This is a genomic window from Streptomyces sp. NPDC056948 (assembly GCF_042674225.1).
In the GTDB taxonomy this organism is placed as follows: domain Bacteria; phylum Actinomycetota; class Actinomycetes; order Streptomycetales; family Streptomycetaceae; genus Streptomyces; species Streptomyces purpurascens.
Genome location: NZ_JBHUQX010000055.1, coordinates 1 through 23,184, shown reverse-complemented (window position 1 = coordinate 23,184; position 23,184 = coordinate 1). Strand labels below are relative to the sequence as shown.

Annotated in this window: 21 protein-coding genes and 2 pseudogenes; 9 read left to right on the top strand and 14 right to left on the bottom strand. The window is 72.8% G+C overall.

The annotated features are described in order from the left end of the window. The first annotated feature begins 60 nt into the window (after positions 1-60). Both mptB and ACFTZL_RS10000 read left to right on the top strand, forming a co-directional pair. Positions 61-1,455, top strand: coding sequence for a polyprenol phosphomannose-dependent alpha 1,6 mannosyltransferase MptB (mptB, locus tag ACFTZL_RS10005; protein WP_382580050.1), 1,395 nt, complete (start codon positions 61-63; stop codon positions 1,453-1,455). Continuing rightward, positions 1,452-2,816: a glycosyltransferase family 87 protein gene (locus ACFTZL_RS10000; protein ID WP_382580049.1), complete on the top strand. Its 1,365-nt coding sequence runs from the start codon at positions 1,452-1,454 to the stop codon at positions 2,814-2,816. The genes mptB and ACFTZL_RS10000 overlap by 4 nt, the downstream gene beginning before the upstream one ends. Before the next feature lie 35 nt (positions 2,817-2,851). On the opposite strand, the pseudogene ACFTZL_RS09995 reads toward ACFTZL_RS10000, so the two are convergent. The 4 genes and pseudogenes from ACFTZL_RS09995 to ACFTZL_RS09980 all read right to left on the bottom strand — a co-directional run. After that, a pseudogene (locus tag ACFTZL_RS09995) lies at positions 2,852-3,712 on the bottom strand (D-alanyl-D-alanine carboxypeptidase family protein); the annotation flags it as partial. Between the two features lie 137 nt (positions 3,713-3,849). Further along, positions 3,850-5,001: a transcription termination factor Rho gene (rho, locus tag ACFTZL_RS09990; protein ID WP_382580048.1), complete on the bottom strand. Its 1,152-nt coding sequence runs from the start codon at positions 4,999-5,001 to the stop codon at positions 3,850-3,852. A gap of 277 nt (positions 5,002-5,278) precedes the next feature. Further along, a complete protein-coding gene (locus tag ACFTZL_RS09985; RefSeq protein WP_382580047.1) occupies positions 5,279-6,106 on the bottom strand; it encodes a class I SAM-dependent methyltransferase in 828 nt (275 codons plus the stop codon). 25 nt (positions 6,107-6,131) lie between these two features. Continuing rightward, complete coding sequence (locus tag ACFTZL_RS09980; protein WP_382580046.1) at positions 6,132-6,530, bottom strand: nuclear transport factor 2 family protein; 399 nt, start codon at positions 6,528-6,530, stop codon at positions 6,132-6,134. Between the two features lie 69 nt (positions 6,531-6,599). On the opposite strand from ACFTZL_RS09980, the gene ACFTZL_RS09975 reads away from it, so the two are divergent. Together ACFTZL_RS09975 and ACFTZL_RS09970 are read left to right on the top strand one after the other, a co-directional pair. After that, complete coding sequence (locus ACFTZL_RS09975) at positions 6,600-7,163, top strand: PadR family transcriptional regulator (RefSeq protein WP_382580045.1); 564 nt, start codon at positions 6,600-6,602, stop codon at positions 7,161-7,163. A 4-nt stretch (positions 7,164-7,167) separates the two neighbouring features. After that, positions 7,168-7,923 (top strand): class I SAM-dependent methyltransferase, encoded by a 756-nt coding sequence (locus ACFTZL_RS09970; protein ID WP_382580044.1) that lies wholly within the window; start codon positions 7,168-7,170, stop codon positions 7,921-7,923. Here ACFTZL_RS09970 and ACFTZL_RS09965 read toward each other — a convergent pair. The 7 genes and pseudogenes from ACFTZL_RS09965 to ACFTZL_RS09935 form a co-directional block, all read right to left on the bottom strand. Next, positions 7,905-8,554, bottom strand: a pseudogene (locus ACFTZL_RS09965) (winged helix-turn-helix domain-containing protein); the annotation flags it as partial. The gene ACFTZL_RS09970 and the pseudogene ACFTZL_RS09965 overlap by 19 nt on opposite strands. A 130-nt stretch (positions 8,555-8,684) precedes the next feature. Beyond that, positions 8,685-9,851: a serine hydrolase domain-containing protein gene (locus ACFTZL_RS09960; protein WP_382580043.1), complete on the bottom strand. Its 1,167-nt coding sequence runs from the start codon at positions 9,849-9,851 to the stop codon at positions 8,685-8,687. Positions 9,852-9,963: 112 nt separating this feature from the next. After that, complete coding sequence (locus ACFTZL_RS09955; protein WP_382580042.1) at positions 9,964-10,932, bottom strand: acetylxylan esterase; 969 nt, start codon at positions 10,930-10,932, stop codon at positions 9,964-9,966. Positions 10,933-11,071: 139 nt separating this feature from the next. Continuing rightward, positions 11,072-11,656, bottom strand: coding sequence for a hypothetical protein (locus ACFTZL_RS09950; RefSeq protein WP_382580041.1), 585 nt, complete (start codon positions 11,654-11,656; stop codon positions 11,072-11,074). 281 nt (positions 11,657-11,937) lie between these two features. Then, positions 11,938-12,693, bottom strand: a complete 756-nt coding sequence (locus ACFTZL_RS09945; RefSeq protein WP_382580040.1) for a ferredoxin reductase — start codon at positions 12,691-12,693, stop codon at positions 11,938-11,940. Further along, positions 12,686-13,291, bottom strand: a complete 606-nt coding sequence (locus ACFTZL_RS09940; protein WP_382580039.1) for a sulfite oxidase-like oxidoreductase — start codon at positions 13,289-13,291, stop codon at positions 12,686-12,688. Before ACFTZL_RS09940 ends, ACFTZL_RS09945 begins: the two co-directional genes overlap by 8 nt. 88 nt (positions 13,292-13,379) lie before the next feature. Next, positions 13,380-13,817 (bottom strand): MarR family winged helix-turn-helix transcriptional regulator, encoded by a 438-nt coding sequence (locus tag ACFTZL_RS09935; protein ID WP_382580038.1) that lies wholly within the window; start codon positions 13,815-13,817, stop codon positions 13,380-13,382. Positions 13,818-14,101: 284 nt separating this feature from the next. On the opposite strand from ACFTZL_RS09935, the gene ACFTZL_RS09930 reads away from it, so the two are divergent. After that, entirely contained in the window at positions 14,102-14,905 is an 804-nt protein-coding gene (locus ACFTZL_RS09930; protein ID WP_382580037.1) for a putative protein N(5)-glutamine methyltransferase, read from the top strand. On the opposite strand, the gene ACFTZL_RS09925 is transcribed toward ACFTZL_RS09930, so the two are convergent. Further along, positions 14,895-16,991, bottom strand: a complete 2,097-nt coding sequence (locus ACFTZL_RS09925) for a SpoIIE family protein phosphatase (RefSeq protein ID WP_382580036.1) — start codon at positions 16,989-16,991, stop codon at positions 14,895-14,897. The two genes, ACFTZL_RS09930 and ACFTZL_RS09925, sit on opposite strands and share 11 nt — an antisense overlap. 245 nt (positions 16,992-17,236) lie before the next feature. On the opposite strand from ACFTZL_RS09925, the gene ACFTZL_RS09920 reads away from it, so the two are divergent. From ACFTZL_RS09920 to ACFTZL_RS09910, 3 genes are all read left to right on the top strand, one after another. After that, positions 17,237-17,605 (top strand): hypothetical protein, encoded by a 369-nt coding sequence (locus ACFTZL_RS09920; protein ID WP_382580035.1) that lies wholly within the window; start codon positions 17,237-17,239, stop codon positions 17,603-17,605. A 109-nt stretch (positions 17,606-17,714) separates the two neighbouring features. After that, positions 17,715-19,730 carry an FAD-dependent oxidoreductase gene (locus ACFTZL_RS09915; protein WP_382580034.1) on the top strand — a complete coding sequence of 672 codons (2,016 nt, stop codon included), beginning with the start codon at positions 17,715-17,717 and terminating at the stop codon, positions 19,728-19,730. Between the two features lie 32 nt (positions 19,731-19,762). Then, positions 19,763-20,323 (top strand): PadR family transcriptional regulator, encoded by a 561-nt coding sequence (locus ACFTZL_RS09910; protein ID WP_382580033.1) that lies wholly within the window; start codon positions 19,763-19,765, stop codon positions 20,321-20,323. A gap of 66 nt (positions 20,324-20,389) precedes the next feature. Here ACFTZL_RS09910 and ACFTZL_RS09905 read toward each other — a convergent pair whose 3' ends face one another. Next, the gene (locus ACFTZL_RS09905; protein ID WP_382580032.1) at positions 20,390-20,929 is read right to left on the bottom strand and encodes a hypothetical protein; all 540 of its coding nucleotides are present in this window, start codon (positions 20,927-20,929) and stop codon (positions 20,390-20,392) included. A 206-nt stretch (positions 20,930-21,135) separates the two neighbouring features. Beyond that, complete coding sequence (locus ACFTZL_RS09900; protein WP_382580031.1) at positions 21,136-22,134, bottom strand: fibronectin type III domain-containing protein; 999 nt, start codon at positions 22,132-22,134, stop codon at positions 21,136-21,138. A gap of 414 nt (positions 22,135-22,548) precedes the next feature. On the opposite strand from ACFTZL_RS09900, the gene ACFTZL_RS09895 reads away from it, so the two are divergent. Then, the coding region (locus tag ACFTZL_RS09895; protein WP_382580030.1) for a glycoside hydrolase family 75 protein at positions 22,549-23,184 on the top strand (636 nt) is incomplete at its 3' end.

Here is a 23,184-nt window from a genome sequence, read left to right as displayed (position 1 = left end):
CGGAACAGACCTCGTCAGCTTCCGGCCACCCGACGTCGACACCCTGACTGAGTGTTGGCCATGGCTTTCCCCGTCGATCTCCGCCGCTGCCAGATACTCGGTCTGGCCGGTACCGCCTTCCTCGCGGCGGGCGGTGAGACGGCCGGCGCCCTGCCCGTACGGGACCTCCTCCACCCCGCCTCCGCCGGCGCGGCCCTCGGTCTGGTCGGTGTGTACTTCGGCGTCGTCCTGCTGATCGCGGCCTGGGCGCTGCTGGGCCGGCTGGTGCGCGGGCCCCGGCCGCCCACTCCCCGTGCCCTGCTGCTCGTCCTCGCCGTCTGGGCGGCACCTTTGCTGCTCGCCCCGCCGCTGTTCAGCCGGGACGTCTACAGCTACCTCGCCCAGGGGGCGATGGTCGACGCCCACATGGACGTCTACGCGCACGGGCCGTCCCAGCTCGGCGGGCCGCTCGCCGACGAGGTCGCCCCTCTCTGGCGGCACACCGGAGCCCCGTACGGCCCGGTGTTCCTCGCCGTCGCGGCGGCCCTGTCCGGTCTGACCCGAGGGGAACTGCCCGCCGGGCTGTTCGGGATGCGGCTCGTCGCGCTCGCCGGCGTAGCCCTGATGGCGGCCGCACTGCCCCGGCTCGCCCGCCACAGCGGCGCCGACCCGTCCGCCGCGCTGTGGCTGGGCGCCCTCAACCCGCTCGTCCTGCTGCACCTGGTCGCCGGCGCCCACAACGACGCCGTCATGCTCGGCCTGCTCGGCGTCGGCCTGGTGGCGGCGCTCGGCCGGTGGCCGGTCCTCGGCGCCGTCCTCGTCACGCTCGCCGCCCTGGTCAAGGCGCCCGCCGCGCTCGGCCTTGCCGCCGTCCTCGTCCTCCAGGTCCGCGCGGGCCGCAGTCCGGTGAAGGCGCTCCTGACCACCACCGTCGCGGCCACGGGCACGACGGTCGCCGCCACGGCCGTGGCCGGCACCGGATACGGCTGGATAGGCGCCCTGAACACCCCCGTCTCACCCCAGAACTGGGCCCTGACCACCCTGCTCGGCCGCGCCACCCGGGCCCTGCTGGAACATCTGGGCAGCGATCTCGCGCCCCTGGCGATCCCCGCCTGGCACGCGCTCGGTATCGCGGCGGCCGTGGTCGCGATCGCGCTGATCTGGCTCCGGCTGCGCCCACGACCGGTCTACGCCCTGGGCCTGAGCCTCGCGGCGGTGGCCGCCCTCGGCCCGGCGATCCGCCCCTGGTACGCCCTGTGGGGCCTGTTCCTCATCGCCGCCGCCACGCCCAGTACTTCCGTACGCCACCGCACGGCGGCCGTGACCGGTGTGCTCGCGCTCTGCGTCCTGCCCAGCGGCGGCGCGGCGGACACGGGGCAACTCGTCCTCGCCGTCTCCGGCGGCGCACTCGCGGTCGTCGTGCTGTGGCAGGCCCGCCAGGCCGAACTCGCCCCGGCGCTGGGACGCGCGGCATGACCCCGGCCCTGCCGCGCACCGACCGCGGACGGCTGCTGCTCCTGCTCGCCCTGGCCACGGTGGTGACCGTCTTCACCGCCACCGTGCCCCTGCTGCGCGACTGGTTCGACCTGCGCGTCTACTACGGCAGCATCGACACCTGGGTCCATCACGGCGGCCGGATCTACGACTACCGGGTGCCCGGCACGACGTACGGCTTCACCTACCCGCCGTTCGCCGCGGTCGCCATGCTGCCGATGGCCCTGCTGGACCTGCGCACCGCGATCGCCGCCGCCCTGCTGCTCAACCTGGCGGCCCTGGCCGTGATCCTGCGCCTGCTCACCGGCCCCGAATGGCGGCGCCACGGCTGGTACGGCTGGGCCCTGATCGCCTGCCTGCTCGCACTGTTCGAACCGCTGCGCGACACCTTCAGCTTCGGTCAGGTCAATCTGCTCCTGCTGGCTCTCGTGCTCACCGACGCCGCGCTGCTCGCCACCGGACGCGGACGCCTCGCGGGCATCGGCATCGGGCTCGCGGCCGCGATCAAGCTCACTCCGGCGCTGTTCATCGGGCTGCTGCTGGTGGCCCGGCGGTGGCGCGCGGCGGCTCTCGCCACGGCCGTCGCCCTCGGGGCCACGGCCCTCGCTGCCTGGGTCGACATGGACGCCTCGCGCTTCTACTGGACCGACGCGCTGTGGGACACCAGCCGTGTCGGGCGCCTCGGCTACGTCTCGAACCAGTCGGTGCAGGGCATCCTGGCCCGGCTGGGCGAACCGGACCGGGCGGTGTGGGCGGCGGCGGTCCTGCTGATCCTCGGCGTGTGGGCGCTGCGGGTGCGGCGGGCGGTCGCCGCGGGGGACTGGACGGCCGCGTTCGCCCTGACCGGCCTCACCGCCTGTCTCGTCAGCCCGATCACCTGGGTGCACCATCTGGTGTGGCTGCTGCCGTCCTTCGCCGTGCTGGTCCGTACCGGGCACCCGCGGATCGCGGGCGCCCTGTACGCGGCGCTGTGCACGAGCGTGGTGTGGCTGTGGTTCGACGACGCGTCCGGCGTCGACGGGTTCCTGGGCAGCAACACCTACGCCTGGATCACCCTGGGCCTGCTCCTGTGGCTGCCGGTCGGTCAACTCCCTTCGGACCGGCGGACCGGGAGCCGCAGGACCAGCACCACGACCGCCGCGCCCAGCCCGACGGCGCCCACGACCAGTCCTGCCTCGGTCCAGGCGGAGGCGGGTTCTGCCGGCACGGCCGCGGCGGCGGCCGCGGGCAGCGTCGTCGCTCCCGGCCGCGCGGGGGCCCGCGAGGTCTCGAGCGAGCCCACCGGTTCGACCCTCGAGGCTGACCGGAATCCCCAGTCGAGCAGCGAGCGTGCCTCCTCGTAGACGGCGGCCCCGCCGCCCGCCTGCGGGTTCATCACCGTCACGACGAGGGTGCGCCCGCCCCGGCGCGCCGCCGCGACGAGCGTGCTGCCCGCCTTGCTGGTGTAGCCGTTCTTGATGCCGATCAGCCCTCGGTACGGCTTCACACCACGGGTGCCGCTCAGCAGCCGGTTGGTGTTGCGGATGGCGTACGACCAGCCTCCGCCGCCCGGGAATCTGGCCTCGACCGTGGCGCAGTACCGGGCGAAGTCGGGGTTGCGCAGCCCCACCCGGCCGAAGATCGCCAGGTCGAACGCCGACGACACCTGGCCCGGCGTGTCGTAGCCGTCCGGCGACAGCACGCGCGTGTCGTGGGCGCCCAGGGAGCGGGCCTCGGCCTGCATCCGCCGGGCCGTGGCCCGCCAGCCGCCGTTCAGTTCGGCCAGGACGTGCACGGCGTCGTTGCCGGAGTTGAGGAAGACACCGCGCCAGAGGTCCGCGACCCGGTAGGTACGGCCCTCCGCGACCCCGACGAGGCTGCTGCCGGCACCGACGCCCCGGAGTTCCTCCGCACGGACCGTGTGACGGACGCGCCCCGGCAGCGCGGGCAGCACCGTGAGGGCGAACAGGGTCTTCAGGGTGCTGGCCGGGGGCAGCCTGCGATGCGCGTTGTGGGCGGCGAGCACCTTGCCGCTGCGGGCGTCGGCCACCAGCCACGACAGGGCGGAGACCTCCGGCAGACGGAGCGCCCCGGCTCGCGGGCGGACATGGGTACCGGGGCGGTGCAGCAGCGAGGGGTGCGAGGCCGCAGCCCTCGGCCCGGCCGGCGCACTGGGCTCCGCCCTGCCGGAGACGTCCGCCGCAGCGGGCACCACCGCCAGGAGCCCCACCGCACAGAGCACACCGGCCGATACGGCCATCCGGAAAGAGAATCCGAGGATCATATGATTAACGTAGAAACGGATGTGCTCTGCACGGCGACGACCGGGCCGAACAGCGTCCGCGAGCACCCGGATGCCACACCGGTGGCGTCCTGACAGGGGGTGGGCGGGCTCCGTCAGCCCGAGGGCAGGGTCGGCTGGACGCGCCGCAGGAACGTCGCGTTGTCCGGTGTCTCGCGCATCCGCTCCAGGAGGGTCTCCAGAGCGCCCTGGCCGTCCCGGTTCTGCAGCACGCGCCGCAGGCCGTGCATGGCCGCCAACTCGGCCGGGGGCAGCAGGAGTTCCTCACGGCGGGTGCCGGAGGGGGTGATGTCGACGGCCGGGAACACACGACGGGACGCCGGCTCGCGGCTCAGGCGCAGCTCCATGTTGCCGGTGCTCTTCAGCTCCTCGAAGTAGAAGTCGTCGGCCCGGGAGCCGGTCTCCACCAGGGCGGTGGCGAGGATCGTGAGGGAGCCGCCCTCCTCGGCGGCCCGGGCGGCGCCGAAGAACCGCTTGGGGCCGGTCAGCGCGGACGCGTCGACGCCCCCGGTGAGGATGCGGCCACCGGACGCGGCCGCGTTGTTGTGCGCCCGGCACAGCCGGGTCAGCGAGTCGAGGAGGACGACGACGTCCTCACCGGCCTCGACGAGCCGCTTGGCCCGTTCGATCACGAGGTCGGCGAGCGCGATGTGCTGCTTGGCACTGCGGTCGAAGGTCGAGGCGTACACCTCGCCCCGCACACAGCGCTGCATGTCGGTGACCTCCTCGGGCCGCTCGTCGAGCAGCAGCATCATCAGCCGGCTCTCGGGATGGTTGCCGGAGACGGCGGCCGCGAGCTGCTGCAGGAGGACGGTCTTGCCGGTCTTGGGCGGGGCCACCAGGAGCCCGCGCTGGCCCCTGCCGACCGGCGCGACCAGGTCGACGACCCGTCCGGCCAGTCCGGCGGCCGGGTGCTCCAGCCGCAGCCGCTCGTGCGGATGCAGCGGTGTCAGGTCCCGGAAGTGACGCCGGCCGCGCAGCTCCCCGGGATCGCGGCCGTCGACCCGTACGACCTCGGTCAGGCCGCGCCGGTCGCCGCGCACGCCCTCGACGACGTCGCCCTTGCGCAGGCCGTACCGGCGGATCAGCGCGGGGGAGACCGGAGGGTCGGCCGGTGTGGGCAGGTAGTCCTCGCCGCGCAGATGCCCCTTTCCGGCCGCGTCGATGTCGAGGACGCCGGTCGCGGTCTGGGCGGTCTGGGCCCGGGGCTGCTGCTGGACGGGGGGGTTTTCCAGTGTGGTGGTCATGGCGGTGTGTCCTTTCACGGACGGAAGGCATGGGACGTGCGAAGGGAAAGGGGAGAGAGCCGCGAAGGGAGGGCCTTGGGCACGCCTCCGGGCGGCGGAACAGCACAGCACCGGCTGCGACGAAGAACGTCCTGCTCAGCGAGGTGGTGCTGGAAAGTGAAGAAAGAAAGAGAAGAAATGAACTGGCACCGGCGCCCGAAACCCGGGCGTGCACGAGTGCTGTTCGCACTCTACCACCGGACGCGATGCCGGGGGAGTGAAATGTGCCTCAGCCGCTTCAGCGGCCGGCCAGCAGCCCGTACAGCAGGGGGATCCGCGGCTCGGGCAGCCGCCACCAGCCGGACTCCGTACGGACCATCTGCGGCCAGCGCGGCCAGGGAAGTTCGTCGCCTTCCCGCAGCCGTCGCACGGTGAGTCCCGCCCCGGTCAACGCGTTGACGACCTCGCCCATTCCGTGCATCCACTCGTAACTGTCCGTGGCGCCCTCGACGGCCGGGCCGTCCGTGTAGGTGCGGGTCGCGTCCCGGCGCACCGGACCGCCGCCGCTCAGGTAGTCATGGCGCAGCAGCAGCTCGGGGCCTTCGCCCGGAGCGGGCTTCGGGCCGAGGGAGTTGAGCAGGGGATGGAACTCGACGACGTACAACCGGCCGCCCGGCCGCAGGAGCCGGCCGACGATCTCCGCCCATCGGTCCAGGTCGGGCAGATAGCACAGGGCGCCCTTGCCGGTGTACACGACGTCGAACTGCCGCCCGTCCAGGGCCTCGACGGCGTCGTACACGTTCGCCTGTACGTACGTCACGTCCGCGCCGGCCTTCGCGGCGATGCCGGACGCGGCCGCCACCGACGCCTCCGAGAAATCGAGGCCGACCGCACGGGCTCCGCGCCGGGCCAAGGCGATCGTCTCCGTGCCGAGGTGACACTGCAGGTGCAGCACGTCACGCCCGGCCAGCTCGCCGAGGTCCTCCCACTCGAAGGGGGCGAACCAGCGCTCGGGGTCGAGGTCCTGGTCGAGACCGTAGAACCGGCTGGCGAGATGGACGGGCGTGCGGGCGTCCCAGTTGGCCTGGTTGGCCCGCATCAGCGCGTCGTGCTCGGCAGACGTCATGGGGCCATCCAACCAGACGAGTTGCTCACACCGAGCGTGCTCGCGCCTCCTCGGCGATCCGCTCGAACTGTGCGCCCATGGCCGCCGCGAGGGCCTGCGCCCCCGACAACGGGCGCACCATCACGGTGAATTCGTCGATCAGGCCGTCCTCGTCGACGTGGATGAAGTCGCAGCCGCTGATCTCCCGGTCGCCCACCCGCGCCGTGAAGACGAGGGCGTGGTCGCCGCCGTCCGCGTCGTTGATCTCTCGTACGTAGCGGAAGTCCTCGAAGACGCCGGAGACGGCGCGCAGGATCGCCGCCGTGATCGCCTTCCCGGCGTACGGCTTGAACACGACCGGGCTGGTGAACACGACGTCCGGCGCCAGGAGCGCCTCGGCGGCGTCGAGGTCGTCTGCCTCGATGGCCTCGCGGAATGCACGCATCGAACCTGCCTTAGTAAATTAGTTGAGTAGGTGCGGATGAGATTAGTCAACTGCTGCTACCGTGTCCACATGTCTCTGAAGCACGCCGTTCTGGCCGCCCTGCTGGAAGGGGAGGCCTCGGGCTACGAGCTCTCCAAGGTGTTCGACGTGTCGCTCGCGAACTTCTGGGCATCGACGCCGCAGCAGCTCTACCGGGAACTGGAGCGCCTCGCGCAGGACGGGCAGATCGAGGCCAGGGTCGTACGCCAGGAACGGCGGCCCGACAAGCGGATGTTCACGCTCACCGAGGCGGGCCGTGCGGATCTGCGCACGTTCGCCGCCACACCGCCCCGGCGGCCGACCGCCATCCGGGACGAACTCCTCATCAAGATCCAGGCCATGGACGGCGCGGACCCCGAGGCCACGCGCGCGCTGGTCGAGGAGCGCGAGACGTGGGCCCGCGGCAAGCTCGCCCGCTACCGGCGCGTCCGTGAGCGCCTGCTGGCCGGCCGCAGCGAGGAGGAGTACCTGCGGGAGACCGACCGCGTAGGCCCGTACCTCACCCTGATGGGAGGCATCGGCCTCGAGGAGGAGAACCTCCGCTGGTGCGAACGCGTACTCACGGTCCTGAAGCAGCGAGCTCCCCTAGGCTGAGCCGATGTTCAGCCCCGAAGGTCCCACGCTGCGCGAGCTCGCCGTCCAGGCGCTGTCGTCCGTCGAGCGCGGCTACGACCTCCTCGCGCCGAAGTTCGACCACACGCCCTTCCGGACACCCGACGCGGTCCTCGCCGCCGTCGGGTCGGCACTCCGGAGCATGGGACCTTTCGGCACCGGCCTCGACCTGTGCTGCGGCACCGGCGCGGGCGTCGGTGTGCTGGCGGGGGTGTGCCGGGAGCGGGTCACCGGCGTGGACTTCAGCGCGGGCATGCTCGACATCGCTCGGGAGCAGGTCAGGCCCGCGGGGCCGCCGGTCTCCTGGGTCAGGGCGGACGCCCGCGCCCTGCCCTTCGCGCCCGCCTTCGACCTGGTGGTCAGCTTCGGGGCCTTCGGACACTTCCTGCCCCGTGAACTTCCCGCCCTGTTCGCACAGGTCCGCTCGGTCCTGCGGCCGGGCGGCTGCTTCGCGTTTCCGCTGGTCGCGCCGCCCCGCCCGGGCTCGCTCGGCTACTGGATGCTGCTCGGCTTCGACACGGTGATGCGGGTGCGCAACGCACTGTGGAGGCCTCCGTTCGTCATGTACTACCGCGCGTTCCGCTTCGGGGACGTACAGCGCGAGCTGGCACGCGCCGGCTTCCGGGTGGACCTCCACGCCCTGCCGGAGTTCGGACCGCGAGGGGACGGCAGCCCCCGGGTACGGCTCGTCGTGGCCCGGGTGCCGGGCTGGTCGGCCCGGCCCGGCAGGGTGAACTCGTAGACCAGCGCGTCCTGTTGGGCGTCCACGACGAGGTCCGTGCTCTCCAGCGGACGCGCGTACTGTGCGCGTCGGCGGTGCCGTCGGCACGGTCGCGGATGGGGGCACCGCCCACGCCGTTCAGGCAGCAGGGGAGGGCCAGCTCCTCCACCTCCGCCGGTGCCACGGCCGAGAACGACGTCACGGCGGTCCGCAGTCCGAGCCCGTCGGCGGTGGCGTACCGGTAGTTGTGGACGAGGGTGGGCCGGCCCGGGGCCAGCGCCAGGGCCTCGGCGTGGCCCGGCGGGGGCGGCCCCCGGGTGACGGTGGCGCGGGCGACCGTGCCCGGAGCGGCGGCCGCCGCGCCGACGGGGAAGGCGAGCGAAGCCGGGGTCTCCACCGGCAGGCCGGGCAGGGTGGCGTGGCTGCCGCGCCGGTCGGTGGCGACCAGACCCTCACGGCGCAGCAGCTCCAGCGCCTGCCGTACGGTCTCCCGGCTGACCCCGAAGTGCCCGGCCGGCCGCCGCTCGCCCGGCAGCCGTTCACCGGGCGGGATGCGGCCGCCGCGCACTTCGCCGAGCAACTGCGTCGCGATCCGCCGGTACAAGGGCTCTTCCTCGGCCGGCGGGTGGTCGTGCGGGGTGGTGCGGGCCATGCCGCGCCTCCTGGTGGTGACGTGCGGTAGTGGTACGGGCTCGGTGCGCCACCAGATCCAGCATTGGTCTAAACCAGACGGGATGGGTGGTCGGGCGGTTCGGTCGAAACCGGACCGCCCGAGCCCGCCGTCACAGCGCGCTGTACAGGGCGTCGACCAGTGCCGTCTTCCGTGGGTCGTCCGCGATGTGAGGCCCCATACGGTTCATCACATACCCCAGGGACACCTCCGCCTCCGGGTCGGCGAGCCCGCACGAGCCGCCGAAGCCGTCGTGACCGAAAGCGCGCGGGTTGGGTCCGTAGGAGCCGTTGGCCCCGCTGAGCCACAGCCCGAGCCCCACTTCGGTCTCGTTCTCGAACCCGGCGCCGAGCACCAGGTCCCGGCAACTGCCCTGCCCCTCGCGCACCCGCTCGGCCGCCTCGGGGGACAGGACGCGGTGGTCTCCGTACGACCCGCGCCCCGCGAAGACGCCGTAGAGCGCGGCGACCGCGAGCGCGGTGCCGTGCCCGTTCGCCGCGGGAATCTCGGCGGCCCGCCACCCGGGCGTGCCCGCCCCGGCGGGGGACACCGGCGGGTTCGTCAGCGCCGCGATCGCCGCCGGTGCCAACTGGGCGAAAACAGCGGCCTGTTCACTGCTCGCCGCCGCCGGGGGCTGGACCAGCTCGGCCACCCGGCCGAAGTCCTTCTCCGGCAGTCCGATGCGGAAGTCGATCCCGAGCGGCGCGGTCACCTCCCGCTCCAGGAAGGCCCCGGGGCGCAGCCCCGAGACCCGCCGTACGACCTCGCCGACCAGATGGCCGTAGGTCAGCGCGTGATAGCCGGACCGGGTTCCCGGTTCCCACCAGGGCTGCGTCGCCGCGAGCCGCTGCGTGGTCAGCTCCCAGTCGCAGAGCTGCTCCAGCGAGTGCGGTTCGCGCAGCCCCGCGAGACCGGCGCGGTGGGACAGCAGGTGCCGTACGAGGACCTTCTCCTTGCCCGCCGCCGCGAACTCGGGCCAGTACTCGGCGACCGGCGCGTCGAGGTCCAGCAGCCCCCGGTCGGCGAGGATGTGCGCGCACAGCGCCACCGGGCCCTTGGTCGTGGACCACACGTTGACCAGCGTGTCCCGCTCCCACGGCCGGGAGCGCTCCGCGTCGGCCCAGCCGCCCCACAGCTCCACCACCGTCGCGCCGCCGACGGTGACGGCCACCGCGGCGCCCAGCTCGCCCCGCTCCCTGAAGTTCTCCTCGAACGCCCTGCGTACCGCCGCGAACCGCGCGTCGCAGTGTCCGCGCACCTGTGTCTCGTTCTCGGACATGAGCCCCTCCGCCGACCGTCTCGGGGCCGGGCCGCCGAGGAGCGGCCCGGCCGCGAAGAACGTACCGACTGGTCGGGACAGTGTGGAAGCCCGTCGGCGGTGAACGGCCGGATCAGATGTACGAGCGCATCCAGCGCAGCTTGGCCGCCTCCTGGAAGGGGCCGCCGCCCTCGTGGTCGTTGAAGTCGTACACCTCGATCTCCTTGTCCTCGTGGCTCCAGGCGTTGAAGACCGCGAAGACCGTCGAGGGCGGGCAGGTCTGGTCCTCCAGGGCCGCCGAGAAGAGCGCGGGGGCCCGGCCGCGGGCGGCGAAGTGGACGGCGTCGAAGTAGGAGAGCGTGCGCAGGGCGTCCGCGGCGCGACCGCGGTGCGTCTTGAGGTACAGGCCGATCTCCCGGTACGGGTGCCGGTCGGTGAGCGTCGCCGCGCGCGGGTAGTCGCACAGGAACGGCACGTCCGGCGCGATGGCCGCCAGGTCGGGGACCAGGCCGCCCACCGCGATCGTGATGCCGCCGCCCTGGCTCGCGCCGACGGCCACCGTGCGCGTGGCGTCGGTGAGGGGGTGCGAACGGGCCGCCTCCACGGCACGCACGGCGTCCGTGAACACCCGGCGGTAGTAGTAGTTCTCCGGCGCGTCGATACCGCGCGTCATGAAGCCCGGGAAGGCCGGCGCGCCGCCCACCGGGTCCGCCGTGCCACCGCCCGCGCCCCAGGCGCTGCCCTGCCCGCGGGTGTCCATCACGAAGTGCGCCCGGCCCGAGGACGCCCACAGCAGGTGCTCGTGCGGCAGTCCGCGGCCTCCGCCGTAGCCGATGAACTCCACGACCAGCGGCAGCGGTCCGTCCGCCCCGGCCGGCAGCGTCAGCCAGCCCTTGACCGGATGACCACCGAAGCCGGCGAACGTCACGTCGAACACCTGCACGGTGGCCAGGCCCGTGTCGACCGGTTCGAAGCGGGCGTCCAGATCGTGCTGACGCGCCTCCTGGAGCGTCTTGGACCAGAACGCGTCGAAGTCCTCGGGCTCGGGGGACGCGCTGCGGTACTCGCGGAGTTCATCGAGAGGAAGGTCGAACAGGGCCATGCAGGACCGCCTTGGGTGAGGAACAGCTGCGGAGACAGAGCGGATGATCACACTACGGGGGCGGTCGGAGGACTCGCCAGGCATTTTGTCCTGGGCCGCTGCCGGGGCGGTGTCCGTCATCCGCCGCACAGCGGGTGCGTCACGCGCGGCGGTGCGTCCACTCCGGCTCCGTACGGGCCCACGCCCGGTCCCACTCGGCCAGCCTGCGGCGCAGCGCCACCCGGCGCACGGCCAAGTGGCCGAGAAGCACCACGAGCACCGCACCGCCCGCGGCACACGTGCCGATGGTGAGGGTGTGCTGCCAGACCGCGGTGCCGTCCACCGGCGGAGGCACGTTCCGCCCCCGGGAGTCGAACCAGACGTCCACGACCTCGCCCTGCCGAGTGCCCGCCGCGACCGGTGCCGTCGCGGTGCGCGTCCTCTCGCCCGGCTCCGTCCAGCGCACGGTCGCGCGGAACGCGTGCTGCCCGCCGGACTGCGCCGACGGCAGCGAGTCGCCCTTCCCGCCGACCACCTCGGCACGGACGCGATGCCGCTCGGCGCGCTGTTCCACCGAGACCGCCGTCGCCTCGTCATGGGCCCACCAGGCCGCCGCCGCTCCCGCCAGAGGCGCGCCCACGAGCATCAGGACGGCGACCACCAGCGCCGTCCACGCCTCGACGACATCGGACCGGCGCCGCAGCGGACTGCTCCGCCAACGCCAGCCGCGCACCCGGGTTCGCATGTCGACCTCCTCGCCGTCACCGCGGCCGGAGGGCCGGGCCGGCCGTGCGGTGGCGGTGCCGCTCCCTCCGCGTCATGCCACACGTGCGAGTGCCCACACGGATCGGGTACCCCCTCCGACGCGTATCGATCGCTCGTCGTGGCTCCGACCCCGGCGGCGTCGTCGCGTGCGCGGGGAGTCACCGTGCGGTCCTGTGCCGAAGCCCTTCGGCTGGGTGCCCGGACCGACCCGGGCGAAACGCCGGGGGAGAGGGCGCCGTCGAGGTCAGCGGGCCTTCGAGATCAGCCGAAACGCTCGATCCGGATGCGGTCCACGGGCTGACCGGCCGTCACGAGCAGCCGGGAGGCGTGCTCGGCGAAGGAGTTGGAGCCGCACACATAGGCCTCCCACCCACCGGACGGCTGCTCGGCCAGGAGCGGCGCCACATGTGCCGCGGCCATACGTCCCACGGGCACACCCGCCGGTGCGCCGCGGGTGAAGACGGGCGTCGTCTCCGCACCGAACTCCCGGGCGTAGACGAGCTCCTCGGGGCTGCGCGCGGACACCACCAGCCGCAGCGGCACGGTCAGGTTCCGCGCCCGGTGGTGCCGGACCATGGACATCAGCGGTACGACACCGGAGCCGGCGCCGATCAGCAGCGCGGGCCGGTCGCCGGGCCAGGCGAAGAAGCCGCTCACCGGGCCCCGTACCTCGACCCGGTCGCCGGGCCGGGCGACGGTGTGGAACCAGCCCGAGACCTCGCCGCCGTCGACGTGATCCAGGGTCAGCTCGATGTGCCCGGAATCGTCCGGGGCGGACGCTATCGAGTAGTGGCGCTGGGCCGCATAGCCGTCCTCGGCGGTCAGCCGCACCATCAGGTGCTGGCCGGGCAGGTGCCCCGGCCAGCCGGGCACGGCGAACCGGAAGGTGGCGGCACGAGCGGTCTCGTGGCGGATCTCGGTCAGCGTGGCGGTCTGCCACACGGAGGCGGCCTGCTCGCTCACGGCGATGCGCCCGGGCACGGCGAAGCGCGTGGGAGGCACGAAGGTCTCAGTCACCGGAGTACCTCTGCTCCTCCCAGGGGTTGCCCCGCTCGTGATAGCCGTTCTGCTCCCAGAAACCCGGCTCCTCGTGGTCGAGGATCCGCAGGCCGGCGATCCACTTGGCGCTCTTCCAGAAGTACAGGTGCGGCACCAGCAGTCGCGCCGGGCCGCCGTGCTCGGGGGCGAGCGGCCTGCCGTCGTACTCCCAGGCGATCCAGGCACGCCCGCCGGTGAGGTCGGCGAGCGGGAGGTTCGTGGTGTAGCCGGTGTGCGAGTAGGCGACGGCATGGGTCGCCGACCCATGGGGCCGGACCTCATCGAGGAAGGCGTCCAGGGACACGCCCGAGAACCGCACCCCGAACTTCGACCAGCTCGTCACGCAGTGGATGGCGCCCTCGTACGCCGCCGGCGGCAGCCGGTGCGCCTCGTCCCAGCCCCAGGTGCGGGGCTCCTCCACCAGGCCGTCGACGCGGAACGTCCAGTCGGCGGGTGCCAGGTCGGGAGTGACCTCGGCGGACAGGACGGGCCAGTCGTCGCCGGCGTCGTACTGGCCGGGCGGCAGACCGGGGTCGTCGACGCGCGGTCGCCCGGTGAAGCCTCTGGTGATGTGCATGGGGTGGCTGCCTCCGGACCGGGCCGACGGTGCCCCGCCGGGCCGGGGTGATCAGTGATTGCGTATTCAACGGTACGTGCAGTGCGCCTCAGTCGTGCGGAGCGGGCCCGGAGCCCGCGTTGTAGCGCACGAGGTAGCCGGCGAACAGCGAAAGATCCTCGGCCGGCCAGTCCGCCAGCCGCTCCCGGAAGGCGGTCCGGCGGCTTTCGGTGACCTGGGCCAGGATGCGCCGGCCGGCCTCCGTCAGATGCAGCACCAGAACGCGCTGGTCCTCCGCGTCGGGTCGGCGTTCGATGAGACCGGCGCGTTCCAGGGCGGCCACCTGGCGGCTGACGGTGGACTTGTCCAGGGCGTAGTGGGCGGCCAGGTCGGTGGCGCGGCAGCCGCCGCTCTCCTCCAGATGCCCGAGCAGCGTGTACGACACCAGCGACAGCTCGGGGTGCATCCGCCCCGCCGCGGCACGGGCACGGCGGGCGAAGACCGTCATCTCCCGCTGGATGGTCTCCACGGCGTCGGCTGCGTTCACCTGGCCTCCTTCACGGCGCTGCCGCTCTTCGCTGCTGCTCGCCATCCATGGTTGCATAACCCAACCATTGTCCATGGGCGGCCGGTCCCGGTCCCGTACCGGGCGGCCGGTCCGTCGGGTAGTGTTGCCGTCCGGCTGTGGACCATCCCGGCCGTCGGAAGACGAGGAGGTGAGACCCATTACCGCTGTGTCAGCTCGGGTGCTCACTCCTCGATGTCGCGCGGATCGCCGCCTGTAGACGACCGCCGGAGCGCCCTTCGGCTCTCGAAAGGCTCTTGGCTTCCATGCCGTCTGTGTCTTCTGTTCCGCCCTCCATGCCGTTGTCCCGTGCCTCCATGGCCGACGCCCTGCGCACCGCGGGGTGCGTCTTCGCCGAGGACGAGGCGGAGTTGATCCTCGCCACCGCGCGCACCCCGGCCGAAGCGGCCGCCATGGTCGAGCGCCGCGTCGAGGGTCTGCCCCTCGAACTCGTCGTCGGCTGGGCCGGCTTCCGGGGCCTGCGCGTCACCGTCGCCCCCGGCGTCTTCGTGCCGCGCCGCCGCACCGAGTTCCTGGTGGAACAGGCCCTCGCCCAGGCGCCCGGCTCCACCGTCGTCGTGGACCTGTGCTGCGGCTCGGGCGCCGTCGGTGCGGCGCTGGCCGCCGGGCTGGGCCGGGTCGAACTGCACGCCGCCGACATCGATCCCGTCGCCGTGGGCTGCGCTCGCGGCAATGTCGCCGGCGTCGGTGGTCACGTCCACCAGGGCGACCTGTTCGAGGCGCTGCCCGGTGAGCTGCTCGGCCGCGTCGACATCCTCGCGGCCAACGTGCCGTACGTGCCCAGCGGCGAGATAGGCCTGCTGCCCCTCGAGGCCCGTGACCACGAGCCGCTGGTCGCGCTCGACGGTGGCACGGACGGCCTCGACGTCCTGCGCCGGGTCGCGGCCGAGGCCCCCCGCTGGCTCGCCCCGGGCGGCTGCGTCCTGGTGGAGACCAGCCGGCACCAGGCACCGACCGCCGTCGCCGCTTTCGAACGCAACGGCCTGACGACCCGCCTGGCCGTCTCGCAGGAGCTGTACGCGCATGTGGTGATCGGGGTCAGGCAGTAGGTGCCGATCGGTCCGGGGCCGTCGCCCGTGCGATGAGCAGGGCCACGTCGTCGAAGTTGTCCGGCTCGTGGAGTGTGCGTAGGAGCAGGTCGCAGACCTCCTCCAGGGGGCGGTCGGGGCCCTCGAGCAGGGACAGGAGGGTGTCGAGGCGTTCGTCGAGCGGGTCGCGGCGGGTCTCGACGAGGCCGTCGGTGTAGAAGACCAGACGATCGCCCGGCTCGAGGTCGACCGTGGTCGTCGAGAAGGGCACGCCGCCCACGCCGAGGGGCACCCCGGTCGGCAGATCGAGCAGCTCCGGAGGGCGGCCGGCCCGGACGCGTACCGGCGGCAGATGCCCGGCGTTGGCGATCCGGCACTGTCGCAGATGCGGGTCGTGGACGGCGTAGACACAGGTGGCGATGGCCTGCTCAAGCCCCTCGGTGATCTTGTCGAGGTGCTCCAGGAGCCGGGCCGGGTCGAGGTCGAGGGAGGCCAGCGTGTTGGTCGCCGTACGCAGCCGGCCCATGGTCGCCGCCGCGGGGATGCCGCTGCCCATCACGTCGCCCACGACGAGCGCGGTCGTGCCGCCGTCCAGCGGGATGACGTCGAACCAGTCGCCGCCGACCTCGCTCGTGGCCCCGGCCGGCTGGTAGCGGGAGGCGACCTCGAGTCCGCCCGTCACGGGGGGATGGCTGGGCAGCAGGCTGCGCTGCAGGGTGAGCGCGGTGTCCCGGGCGCTCTGGTACCAGCGGGCGTTGTCGATCTGCACGGCCGCCCGGGCGGCCAGCTCGCGCGCCAGCAGCAGGTCGTCCTCGGCGAACGGCAGCGGATTGCGGGTGCGCTTGAGATCCAGGGCACCCAGCACCTCACCGCGCGCGATCAGCGGCACCGCCAGATAGGAGTGCACCCCGGCCCGGCCCAGCAGCTTCGCCGCCTCCGGGGAACGGGCGATACGCGGCAGATCCTCGTCCGTGACCCGCGGCAGCATCACGGGACGGGCCGTGCGCACGCACTCGGTGACGAGCCGGTCGGGCGCGTACCGGGCCACCTGGCCCGGAGGGTCGGCCGCCTCCAGGGCCTCGACCGAGTCGTACCCCTGGACCGCCAGCGCGCGGATCACGGCCGACTCGGCGGGGCCGAGGCTGGTGCGCCGCCCCTGCACCACCGCGTCCAGCAGATCGACGGCCGCGATGTCGGCGAGTTCCGGCACGGCCACGTCGGCGAGCTCGCGGGCCGTGCGGTCCAGGTCCAGCGAGGTGCCGATCCGGCCGGAGGCGTCCGCGATCAGGGCCAGCCGCCGTCGCGCGGCCTCGGCCTCGATGCCCGCCCGGTACTGCTCGGTGACATCGACGATCGAGACGGCCACGCCCAGCACGGTCCCGAAGGCGTTCTCCAGCCGGTACAGCGAGATCGACCAGGCGTGGTCCTGGTCCGGGTCGGCCGGGGTGCGGCCGATCGTGGACTGGTCGACGACCGGCCTGCCGGTGTCCAGGACCCGGCGCGCCGCGGCCTCCAGGGCCTCGACGTCCATCTGGGGCACCACCTCGTGGACCGTGCGGCCCAGGTGCTCCTGGGCCGGTACACCGTTGATCTCCTCCAGTGCCGCGTTGACCGAGACGTACCGCAGTTCGGCGTCCAGCACGGCCAGCCCGATCGGGGACTGCTCGATCATCCGCGTCGACAGCGCCACCTCCCGCTCCAGCCGGTGCACGGTCGACTGGTCGGCGCACAGACCGAGCGCGTAGACGTCGCCCTCGTCGTCCAGCAGCCGCATGTTGCGGAACTCCACGAGCCGTGTGCTGCCGTCCTTGTGCCGGATGGGGAAGGCCCCCGCCCAGCTCTGCCCGGTGCCCATGACGTCCGCGAACAGTTTGACCACGAGGTCCACGTGCTGCTCGTGGACCATGATCCGGGCGGCGTACTCCCCGAGCGCCTCCCGCGCCTCGTACCCGAACAGTTCCTCGGCCTGAGGGCTCCACAGCACGATGCGGCCCTCGGAGTCGAGGACCACCGAGGCCACGCGCAGGACGTCGAGCAGCCCGCTCGGTCGCGCCGACCCGCGCGGGGGCTCGTCGCCCTCGGCCACGGGAGACCCGGCTGCACTCATCCCACGCCCCGCCTTCGCCGATCCTCGCGGCACGCCGTCATGGTGCCGACAACCCCATGTTCTACCGCGCGGAGCCGTTTTCTCGAGGCCCCTTCCGTCACCTTCCACCATCTCCCAACACGGCGCGTACCGCCCCGCAAAACCGGTCGCCACAACAGGAGCGCTGCCGGTAGTGCTCGTCGGTAGGTGGTGCTTTGCTGGGGTAGGGGCGGATACGGCAGCGTGGCCAGAAGAGGAGCGTCACGATGGACCTTGAGCGACCGCACCCCCACTCCGTCTCGGTGGAGATCAGCGGATGCAGCAAGCACGACGCCCGAATCGTGTTCGACACGTTGTGCGCCTGCTTCGAGTCGGACCGGTGCGCCGACGACGTGCCCGAGGAACTGCACGAGACCCGTCCGACCGTGTGGCTCGGCACCTTCGACGTCGCCGACACGCACGAGGGCGCGCGGCCGGCCCGGCTGTCGTCCTCCGTCGACGCCGACCTGCACGGCGGGTACTGGGCGATCGAACAGTTCCGCATGAGGCTGGACTCCCTGTTCGTCGTGCAGGACCTGACCACGGTCCCCGGCGACCAGGAGAAGGAACTGCACGTGCGCCTCGAGAGCCGGTGATCCCCTGGTCGTAGCCCTACTGTGCCCTCCATCACCTTGTGCAACTAGTTGCATAAACTGCCGGTAGTCCTCTAGAACTACGGGGACGACACCGCGCACGGAGGGCCCGATGAGCCGTTACCCGCACCTGCTGACCCCCCTCGACCTGGGCTTCACGACCCTGCCCAACCGGGTCCTCATGGGCTCCATGCACGTCGGCCTGGAGGAGGCCGAAGGCGGCTTCGAGCGCATGGCCGCCTTCTACGCCGCCCGCGCCCGCGGGGGAGTGGGCCTGATCGTCACCGGCGGCATCGCCCCCAACGACGAGGGGCGTCCGTACGAGGGCGGAGCGAAGCTCACCACCGAGGCGGAGGCCGAGCAGCACCGGGTCATCACCGACGCCGTGCACCACGCGGGCGGGCGGATTGCGATGCAGATCCTGCACTTCGGCCGGTACGCCTACCACCAGGATCTGGTCGCGCCCAGCCCGATCCAGGCGCCGATCAGCCCCTTCCCGCCCCGTGAGCTCAGCGACGCCGACATCGAGCGGACCATCGACGACTACGTCCGCGCCGCCCGCCTGGCCCGTCAGGCCGGCTACGACGGCGTGGAGATCATGGGCTCCGAGGGCTACCTCATCAACGAGTTCATCGCCCGGCACACCAACCAGCGCACCGACCGCTGGGGCGGCTCGTACGAGAACCGCACGCGTTTCCCGCTCGAGATCGTGCGGCGGGTGCGCGAGGCGGTCGGCGAGGACTTCATCGTCGTCTACCGGCTGTCCATGCTCGACCTCGTCCCGGGCGGCTCGACGCTCGACGAGGTGATCACCCTCGCCAAGGCCGTCGAGTCCGCCGGGGCGACGATCATCAACACCGGCATCGGCTGGCACGAGGCCCGCATCCCCACCATCGCGACCTCCGTGCCGCGCGGCGCGTACACCTGGGTGACCAAGCGGCTCATGGGCGAGGTGTCCGTCCCGCTCGTCACCACCAACCGCATCAACACCCCCGAACTCGCCGAGGAACTGCTCGCCGAGGGCGCGGCCGACATGGTGTCGATGGCCCGCCCGATGCTCGCCGACCCGGACTTCGTCACCAAGGCCGCGGCCGGCCGGCCCGAGGCGATCAACACCTGCATCGGCTGCAACCAGGCCTGCCTCGACCACACCTTCAGCGGCCTGATCACCTCCTGCCTGGTCAACCCGCGCGCCTGCCACGAGACGGAACTCGTGCTCTCCCCGACCCGGCTGCGCAAGCGCGTCGCGGTCGTCGGGGCCGGACCGGCCGGCCTCGCCTGCGCCGTCTCGGCGGCCGAGCGCGGCCACGACGTCACCCTCTTCGACGCCGCGAGCGAGATCGGCGGGCAGCTCAACGTCGCCCGCAAGGTCCCCGGCAAGCAGGAGTTCGACGAGACGCTCCGCTACTTCCGCACCCAGCTCGACTGGCACGGCGTCGACGTACGGCTGAACACGCCCGTCACGGTCGCGGACCTCGACGGCTACGACGAGGTCGTCGTCGCCACCGGCGTCAGCCCGCGCACCCCCGACATCCCCGGCGTCGACCACCCGAGCGTTCTCGGCTACCTCGACGTCCTGCGCGACGGCGCCCCCGTCGGCGACCGGGTCGCGATCCTCGGCGCGGGCGGCATCGGCTTCGACGTCGCCGAGTACCTCACGGACGGCGGCGACAAGGCCCACGAGAACCCGGCGACGTACTTCCGCCAGTGGGGCGTCGACCTCGACTACCGCGGCCCCGGCGGCCTCGCCGCGCCCGAGCGGCCCGCCCCGCCGCGCACCGTCCATCTGCTCCAGCGCAAGACGTCCAAGGTCGGCGCCGGACTCGGCAAGACCACCGGCTGGATCCACCGCGCCGAACTCAAGCACCGCGGCGTCACCATGGTCCCGGGCGTCAGCTACGACCGGATCGACGACGCCGGACTGCATGTCACGGTCGACGGCGCGAGCACGGTGCTGGAGGTCGACACGATCGTGCTGTGCACGGGCCAGGAGCCGCGCCGCGGTCTGTACGAGGAACTGGTCGCAGCCGGGCGCAGCACGCACCTCATCGGCGGCGCCGACGTGGCCGCGGAACTGGACGCCAAGCGCGCCATCAAGCAGGGCACCGAGCTGGCGGCGGCGCTGTAGAGGGCCTGCCGCCCGTCCCTAGGATGACTGGTATGTCACTCCCGCACGCGATCCTCACCGCCCTGCTCGAGAAGCCGTCGTCGGGCCTGGAGCTGACCCGCCGGTTCGACCGGTCGATCGGCTACTTCTGGTCCGCGACGCACCAGCAGATCTATCGCGAGCTGGGAAAACTGGAGGCCGACGGCCTGATCCGGGCCCTGCCCTCGGAGCAGCCGGCGCGCGGGCAGAAGAAGAGCTACGAGGTCCTGCAGGCGGGCCGCGCCGAACTGGCCCGCTGGACGGCCGCCTCCCAGGACCCCAAGCCGCACCGCGACACGCTGCTGCTGCGGTTGAGGGCGGCGGCCGTGGTCGGCACGGCGGGCCTGGAGGACGATCTGCGACGCCATCTGCGGCTGCACGAGCGGCAGCTCGCGGAGTACCGGAAGATCGAGCAGCGCGACTTCCCGCCCGGCCGGGACGGCACCGAGGACCGGCTGCGGCATCTGGTGCTGCGGGCCGGCATCGACCTGGAGACCTTCTGGACCCAGTGGCTCAGTAGCGCCGTGGCGGAATTCGCCGAACTCCCGGACGGCGAGCCGATCGGCCCGGCCTGACCGGGGTGTGACGGTGGCCCGCCCGACCGGAGCGCTTCGGGAGGGCGGGCCGCCGTCCGTACCGGGTCAGAACCGGTACGGCTTGTTGCGGCGGCGCAGGTACCAGGCCGTCCCGAGCAGGCCGGTGCCGACCAGCGCGCCGCCCGCGACCAGCGTGACGGTTCCGTAGTCCGTAGCGGTTCCGCCGGTACCGCCCATGACACCGCGGGACGGCGAGGCCGACGGGGACGGGGATCTCGTGGGGGAGGGGGTCGGGGAGACGACGACGGACTGGGTGCCCGCGGTCGTGCCGTCCGAGCAGATGACGATGACGGTGTAGGTCCCCGCGCTGACGCTCGACCAGGCGGCGGACTGGCTGGTGGACGTCCCCGACAGGGTCACCTGGCGCCCTTGGGCGAAGCTGCCCTGGCTGCTGGTGAGCAGCGAGGCGGTGCCCCAGCTGCCGTTGATCTGGGTGCACGCGCTGGTCGTGACCGACACCGTGGAACCCGTGGTGCTCACGGAGATGCCCGGGCCCGCCGCAGCGGGAATCGCGGCCAGGGCGAGGGGCAGAGCGGCGGCTGCCACGGTCAGGCCGGAGCGGAGAACTGGCGATGAGTTGCGCATGTGGACTGCCCTCCGGCGGCACGGTTGGCGGTACATCCCTAGCGCCGCCGAGGGTCGGGAAACGCCCGTGCTGCCTCAGGGGTCAGCCAAAGCTCCCCGGGCCCGTGCCGCACGCCGGGTTCCCCCGTGCAGGTGACGGCGCCCACGGCCGGCCGACGCGGGCACGACATCGCCGAAGGCCCGGTGTCACCGCCCTGGCCTCCGCATCAGCGCCGCGCGCCCGTGGTCACCGTCCGCTCGGCCGAGAAGCCTCCCCAGGTGCCGTCCGGCAGCATCGCCCGGATACGGACGCGGTGCGTGACACCGGCGACCTGCCCCACGTAGAAACCGTGCGTCGCCCGGTCGCGCGGGGCGCTCCCGCCGTACACGAGGGACGTGGCCGGACGGCCGTCGAGCTGGATCTGGTACTCGGTGATCTCGCCGTCCAGCCGGGGCGGCACCCAGCTCAGGTCGACGTGGTACGCCCCGTCCTCGCGGTGGCTCGTCGCCCGGAAGCCGGTGGGGGCCGTGGCGCGGCCGTCGTCCGTGCCCGGGGTGGTGAGACGGACGGTGGGGCTTGCGGGGGAGACGTTGCCGGCCGCGTCCCTGGCCCGGACGGTGAACGCGTAGGACGTGCCGGGCCGCAGCCCCGTGACCACGGTGGCCGTCTGGCCCCCGCTCACGCTGTGGATCTTCGCGGCTCCCTGGTGGATGTCGTACGACACCACGTCCCGGTCGTCCGTCGAGGCGGACCAGGAGAGCTGGACCGCCCGGCTTCCGGCCGCCCGTCCGCCGGGCGCCGTGGGACGGGTCGGCGCCGAGTGGTCGTCCGCCACGGCAGCGGGTGTCCGCGCCCGGACCTGGCGGCTGGGCGGCCCGAGCCGCCCGTCGGCGTCCCGCGCCCGTACGGTGAAGACGTACGGCGTGGACGGCCGGAGCCTGGTGACGTCCACCATGTGCTTCGAACCCGGCACTTCCCTGACCTTCGTGGTGCCCCGATACACCTCGTAGACGTCGGCCCGCACGGTCACGTTCCACATGACGTGCACGCTCGTCGCGCTGCCCGCCTCCGCGGTGACGCCCGTCGGCGCCCCGGGCACACCACCGACGTCCTCTTCCTCCGCTCCGGCCCAGCCGCAGGCGGCGACCAGCGCGAGGACCCCGCAGAGCGCGACGCGCCGGAGGAGAAGGGCGGGAGCGGAAAACGGGACGTGAACGCGTCGCACGACACTGCCTCCCGGGACGGCACTCGGGAATGGTCCGGACCAATATGGCGCGACTGACGCGATCACATCAAGAGGGCGGTGGTGGAGGGGTGACAAGGTGTGCCACGGCGGTCGCGCTTCACCCCCGCCCTTCGTGACCACTCGGGAGGGTTACGTATGCTGAAGTTCCTCACAGCCGAACTCCTGGCGGACACCAGTGAGTTCGGGCCAGTCGCGCGGACCGCTGTCGTCGCAGATCCCGTGCCGGCGCGGGTGGCCGGGCGGCCCGAGTCCCACACGGACTCAGGCCCCCGGCCCCTGTCGGTGGTTGGGGGAGTGCGCCGTCCGGCCCTCCGTGGGTGACCGGATCAACAGCCCGGGGGAACAGATGGGCCTGAGTGCCCGTCAGGTTCCCTCAGGAGAGGCTCACCCATCGTGCGTGTCCAGTCGCTCACACTGGCCGCGGCCAGCGCCGCCCTGCTCGTCCCGACGACACCGCTCGCCATGCCGGCCCAGCCGCGCACCCGGCCGGTGGTGTGGCGCGAGGACCCCGTCAGCGCCGCCGACCTGCTGGCCGGGGCACGGGACTGCACTCCCGTCTCCCGCGGCCGGTACCGCAAGGACTACGGCGCCTCCGCGAAGGTCCCGGTCTGCGGTACCCGCGACGCCGTCTTCTGGAAGGCGGACATGGACATCGACTGCGACGGCCGCCCCGGACCGCGCTGCAACCGCCGCACCGACCCGTACTTCGCCGCCAGCACGGCCTACTCCCAGTCCGACGGCCGCCCCTTGAGCGCCGAACGCCTCCCCTTCATCGTCGTGCCCGCCCCGAGCCGCATCTGGGACTACCGGGACCACGGTGTGGGCGGCGGTTCGGTCGTGGCCGTCGTGTACCGCGACCAGGTGCAGTACGCGGTCGTCGGCGACACGGGCCCGCAGGGCGTCATCGGAGAGGCCTCCTACGCGACGGCCGAGGCCCTCGGCATCCGCCCCCACCCACTCCGGGGCGGCACAGCCTCGGGCGTCACCTACATCGTCTTCAAGAACACCCGGGTGTCGCCCATCGAGGAC

Bases quoted from the DNA above. Each gene is read 5' to 3' on its own strand.
- ACFTZL_RS09960 (WP_382580043.1), bottom strand. From the start codon at position 9,851: ATGTCCGAGAACGAGACACAGGTGCGCGGACACTGCGACGCGCGGTTC.
- mptB (WP_382580050.1), top strand. From the start codon at position 61: ATGGCTTTCCCCGTCGATCTCCGCCGCTGCCAGATACTCGGTCTGGCC.
- ACFTZL_RS09905 (WP_382580032.1), bottom strand. From the start codon at position 20,929: ATGCGCAACTCATCGCCAGTTCTCCGCTCCGGCCTGACCGTGGCAGCC.
- ACFTZL_RS09955 (WP_382580042.1), bottom strand. From the start codon at position 10,932: ATGGCCCTGTTCGACCTTCCTCTCGATGAACTCCGCGAGTACCGCAGC.
- ACFTZL_RS09975 (WP_382580045.1), top strand. From the start codon at position 6,600: ATGTCTCTGAAGCACGCCGTTCTGGCCGCCCTGCTGGAAGGGGAGGCC.
- ACFTZL_RS09920 (WP_382580035.1), top strand. From the start codon at position 17,237: ATGGACCTTGAGCGACCGCACCCCCACTCCGTCTCGGTGGAGATCAGC.
- ACFTZL_RS09980 (WP_382580046.1), bottom strand. From the start codon at position 6,530: ATGCGTGCATTCCGCGAGGCCATCGAGGCAGACGACCTCGACGCCGCC.
- ACFTZL_RS09950 (WP_382580041.1), bottom strand. From the start codon at position 11,656: ATGCGAACCCGGGTGCGCGGCTGGCGTTGGCGGAGCAGTCCGCTGCGG.
- ACFTZL_RS09930 (WP_382580037.1), top strand. From the start codon at position 14,102: ATGCCGTCTGTGTCTTCTGTTCCGCCCTCCATGCCGTTGTCCCGTGCC.
- ACFTZL_RS10000 (WP_382580049.1), top strand. From the start codon at position 1,452: ATGACCCCGGCCCTGCCGCGCACCGACCGCGGACGGCTGCTGCTCCTG.
- ACFTZL_RS09925 (WP_382580036.1), bottom strand. From the start codon at position 16,991: ATGAGTGCAGCCGGGTCTCCCGTGGCCGAGGGCGACGAGCCCCCGCGC.
- rho (WP_382580048.1), bottom strand. From the start codon at position 5,001: ATGACCACCACACTGGAAAACCCCCCCGTCCAGCAGCAGCCCCGGGCC.
- ACFTZL_RS09940 (WP_382580039.1), bottom strand. From the start codon at position 13,291: ATGCACATCACCAGAGGCTTCACCGGGCGACCGCGCGTCGACGACCCC.
- ACFTZL_RS09910 (WP_382580033.1), top strand. From the start codon at position 19,763: ATGTCACTCCCGCACGCGATCCTCACCGCCCTGCTCGAGAAGCCGTCG.
- ACFTZL_RS09985 (WP_382580047.1), bottom strand. From the start codon at position 6,106: ATGACGTCTGCCGAGCACGACGCGCTGATGCGGGCCAACCAGGCCAAC.
- ACFTZL_RS09970 (WP_382580044.1), top strand. From the start codon at position 7,168: ATGTTCAGCCCCGAAGGTCCCACGCTGCGCGAGCTCGCCGTCCAGGCG.
- ACFTZL_RS09915 (WP_382580034.1), top strand. From the start codon at position 17,715: ATGAGCCGTTACCCGCACCTGCTGACCCCCCTCGACCTGGGCTTCACG.